The sequence below is a fragment of the Pseudomonas sp. Colony2 genome (genome assembly GCF_019382755.1).
Classification (GTDB): Bacteria; Pseudomonadota; Gammaproteobacteria; order Pseudomonadales; family Pseudomonadaceae; genus Aquipseudomonas.
The window spans coordinates 1,007,662-1,011,305 of record NZ_CP080030.1; the positions used below are offsets into that span (position 1 = coordinate 1,007,662).

Genomic DNA, 3,644 nt, shown 5'->3' on the forward strand with positions numbered 1-3,644 from the left:
CCCACGAATACAACAACGTCTTGCGCTCCGTACTGTCATGGGTCCTTCGGCGGTAACTCGCAAATGCAGGCGAGGTGCAATACGTACACACCTCGCTCACCTCAACCTGCTCAGGTTTTATCCCTGCCGCCTCCAGCAAGATCAGCGCATACCGGCCCAAATCAAACCACGCACTCAACGCCTGCCTGGGTTCTGGCGGCTGAATTTCCGGTGCCAACAACGGCCCCGGCTGCTCAAACGTCCACGGCGCATTTCCATCCCGCCACAAATGCCCCTGGCTCGCCTGCAACTGCGCCACAAACTCGCCACTCACCTCATAACAACACGGCTTGATCGACGGCCCGATCGCAATCCGCAACTGGTCCAACGCCACTCCCTCGGCGGCAAACCGTTGCATGGCATTGGCGATGATCCCGCCTTGCAGCCCCTTCCAGCCGCCATGAATCGCCGCGACAAAATCCCCGCTCTCCGAGGCCATCAGCAACGGTAGGCAATCGGCGGTGATCACCGCAATCGGCTGCACATCCCGGCTGAAAACCCCGTCAGCCTCCACCGTGTTGGCGGCGAGCTCCGGGTGCCATTCAATGGTCGTGGCGCTGTGCACCTGCTTGCAGATGAACACCTCGTCGGGCCGCAATGGATCGTCAATCGTACAAAACCCATGGTCGACGCCAGCCAGGGCGCCGAGGTTATTTGCCTTGTGCACGCGCAGCTCTCCAGTGAGTCAATTCAATCCCCCAACGCTTCGCCTTCACGGCGTGGATCAGCCCCGCCGATCAACGACGCTTTGCCCTGCGCATCGCGCACCCTGACGATCGCCTGGGCGCCGCTGGTCATGTCGATTTCGCTCAGGGCGTGGCCCTTGTCCTTGAGTGCCTGTTTCAGCTGAGCACTGAACAGCCCGGCTTCCAGCTCGGTCGCGCCGTTGCGGCTGCCGAAGTTGGGCAGGCCGACGGCCGCTTGCGGGTCGAGGTTCCAGTCGAGCATGGCCACCAGGGATTTGCTCACATATTCGATGATTTGCGAACCGCCCGGCGAACCCACCGTGGCCACCCACTCACCGCTCTGGCGATCAAACACCAGGGTCGGTGCCATCGACGAACGCGGGCGCTTGCCCGGCTCGATCCGGTTGGCCACCGGCTGGCCGTTCTCTTCGGGGATGAAGGAGAAGTCAGTCATCTGGTTATTCAGCAAAAAGCCCTGGACCATTACATGGGAACCGAATGCGGACTCCACCGTGGTGGTCATCGACACCGCGCCACCCACGTCATCCACCGCCACCACTTGCGAGGTGGAAATGCGCAACGGCGAGCGATCCGGCGCGTAGGCCACTTCAATTCCCGCAGGCTTGCCCGGCTTGGCGACGCCCATGCTGCGCTCACCAATCAATGCGGCACGGCCGGCCAGATAGTCCGGCGCGACCAGCCCGGCCACCGGCACCGGCACGTAGTCGGAATCCGCCACGTACTGGGCGCGGTCGGCATAGGCCAGGCGGTCGGCCTCGGCGATCAGATGCACCGCTTCAGGCACCGGTTCCAGGCCGGCCGGGGAATCGTTCTTCACCGGCTTCAACAGCCCAAGCGTCATACGCGGGTCGCGGGTTTCCAGGGCCTTCAACGTGCCGAGGATCTGCGCAATGGCGATCCCGCCCGACGACGGCGGCGGCATGCCGCAGACTTTCCAGCGTTTGTAGTCGGTGCACAACGGCGCCCGCTCAACTGCGCTGTAGCCCTTGAGGTCGGTCAGCGTCAGGCTGCCGGCGTTGCTGTTGCCTTGCACCTTGCGGGTGATTTCGTCGGCAATCGGGCCGTAGTACAGCGCGTCCGGCCCTTCCTTGGCGATGCGCTTGAACACGTTGGCCAGCGCCGGGTTTTTCAGCAGCGTACCGGTGGCCTTCGGGCTGCCGTCGGCATTCAGGAAGTACGCGGTCATTTCCGGCGAGCGGCTGATGTAGCGGTCAGCGGCAATCAGGCTGTGCAGGCGCGCAGAGATCGGGAAACCCTCTTCGGCCAGGCGAATGGCCGGCTCAAACAGTTTGGCCCATTGCAGGTGGCCGGTCTTTTTATGGGCCATTTCCAGGGCACGTAACACCCCCGGGGTGGCCACCGAACGCCCGCCAATCTGCGCCTGCGGGAACGACATCGGCGTGCCATCGGCGTTGAGGAACAACCGCTCGGTAGCGCCCGCTGGTGCGGTTTCGCGACCGTCGTAGGCGTGCACCTGCTTGCCGTCCCACAGCATGATGAACGCGCCGCCGCCGATCCCGGAGGACTGCGGCTCCACCAGGGTCAGCACGGCCTGCATGGCAATCGCTGCGTCGATGGCCGAGCCGCCCTTGCGCAATATCTCGCGCCCGGCTTCGGCGGCCAGCGGGTTGGCGGCGGCGGCCATGTGGCGCTCGGCGTGGCGGGGGCTCATGTCGGTGCGATAGCCCGAGCCGAGCTCCGGGGCGGGCGGCAGTTCCGGCGCGGTGGCGCTGTGGCAGGCGGCGAGGGTGAGGGCGGCGGTGATCAGCGAGAGGGTGAAAAGGCGTTGGCGGTGAAAAATCGAAAACACGCGATGACTCCGTTCATTTGAGAATGATCTGTTGTCCGTGGGGAGGGAATGTACCTCAGTGGTTTGCAGGTTGGGAGATTGATCTGTATTTAGTTGTGCGGTACAACTATGTCCTTCGTCATTCGGGCAAGAGGTTTCCCCCGTGAACCGTTCCAAGCCAGACCTTATCGATCAGATCCGCTGTGCCTCGCGTCTTATGGTGCGAGAGCTGGGCTTCATGCAGCCGAAGTTGGCGGCCAGCAGTTACCCACCGTCATCGGTGCACACGATTGTTGAAATCGGCGAGCGTGGCGCGCTGACAGCGGCTGAACTGGTCATGTTGCTGGGGCTGGAAAAGTCGTCGGTGAGCCGCATGGTGCGCAAGCTGGTCGAGGCGGGCGAGCTGGAAGAGTTTGCCAACGAGGACGATGCCCGTTCGAAAAAGCTGCGCCTCACCACACGAGGCCAGAAGACGTTACGCGACATCGAAACGTTTGCCCGGCGCCAGGTGGGCGAGGCGATTGGCGACTTGTCCAGCGAACAGCAACAGGCCGTCAGCCGTGGGCTCGATCAGTACGCCGCAGCCCTGCAAACCCAACGTACTGGCGCCCGGCAGCCGAGGCACTACCGCATTGCCCATGGCTACCAGCCAGGCATCATCGGGCGTATCGCGCAGATGCACGCCGAGTACTACGCCCAGCATGCGAATTTTGGCCAGCCGTTTGAAAGCCTGGTGGCGGCGGACATGGCCGAGTTGATGGGGCGCCTGGCCAACCCGCGCAACCAAGTCTGGGCAGTGCTGGACGCAGAGCAGATCGTCGGTTCGATCGCGATTGATGGCGAGGGCGAAAACGGCGAGGCGACCCTGCGCTGCTTCATCCTCGACCCGTCTGCCCACGGCCAGGGCTTGGGTAAACGGTTGTTGCAAGAGGCGCTGGATTTCTGTGACGGGCACCGGTTTCCGGCGGTGCGGCTGTGGACGTTCAAGGGCCTGGATGTGGCGCGCAAGCTCTATGAAAACGCGGGCTTTGTGCTGGAGTCGGAACAGGAGGGGCAGCAGTGGGGCAAGTCTGTGGTGGAGCAGTGTTTTGTGCGGCAAGGGGTTTGAC

At 63.4% G+C, this 3,644-nt stretch carries 3 protein-coding genes; 1 reads left to right on the forward strand and 2 read right to left on the reverse strand.

Annotated features, from left to right (window positions below):
* Both JV201_RS04070 and ggt read right to left on the reverse strand, forming a co-directional pair.
* Positions 1-706: polyphenol oxidase family protein (locus JV201_RS04070; RefSeq protein WP_219406545.1), on the reverse strand; the 706-nt coding region annotated here is incomplete at its 3' end.
* A gap of 23 nt (positions 707-729) precedes the next feature.
* Positions 730-2,556, reverse strand: a complete 1,827-nt coding sequence (gene ggt / locus JV201_RS04075; protein WP_219406546.1) for a gamma-glutamyltransferase — start codon at positions 2,554-2,556, stop codon at positions 730-732.
* A 196-nt stretch (positions 2,557-2,752) separates the two neighbouring features.
* Between ggt and JV201_RS04080 the strand changes: the two genes are divergently transcribed.
* Entirely contained in the window at positions 2,753-3,643 is an 891-nt protein-coding gene (locus JV201_RS04080) for a bifunctional helix-turn-helix transcriptional regulator/GNAT family N-acetyltransferase (protein ID WP_257903325.1), read from the forward strand.
* Position 3,644: the final 1 nt, after the last annotated feature.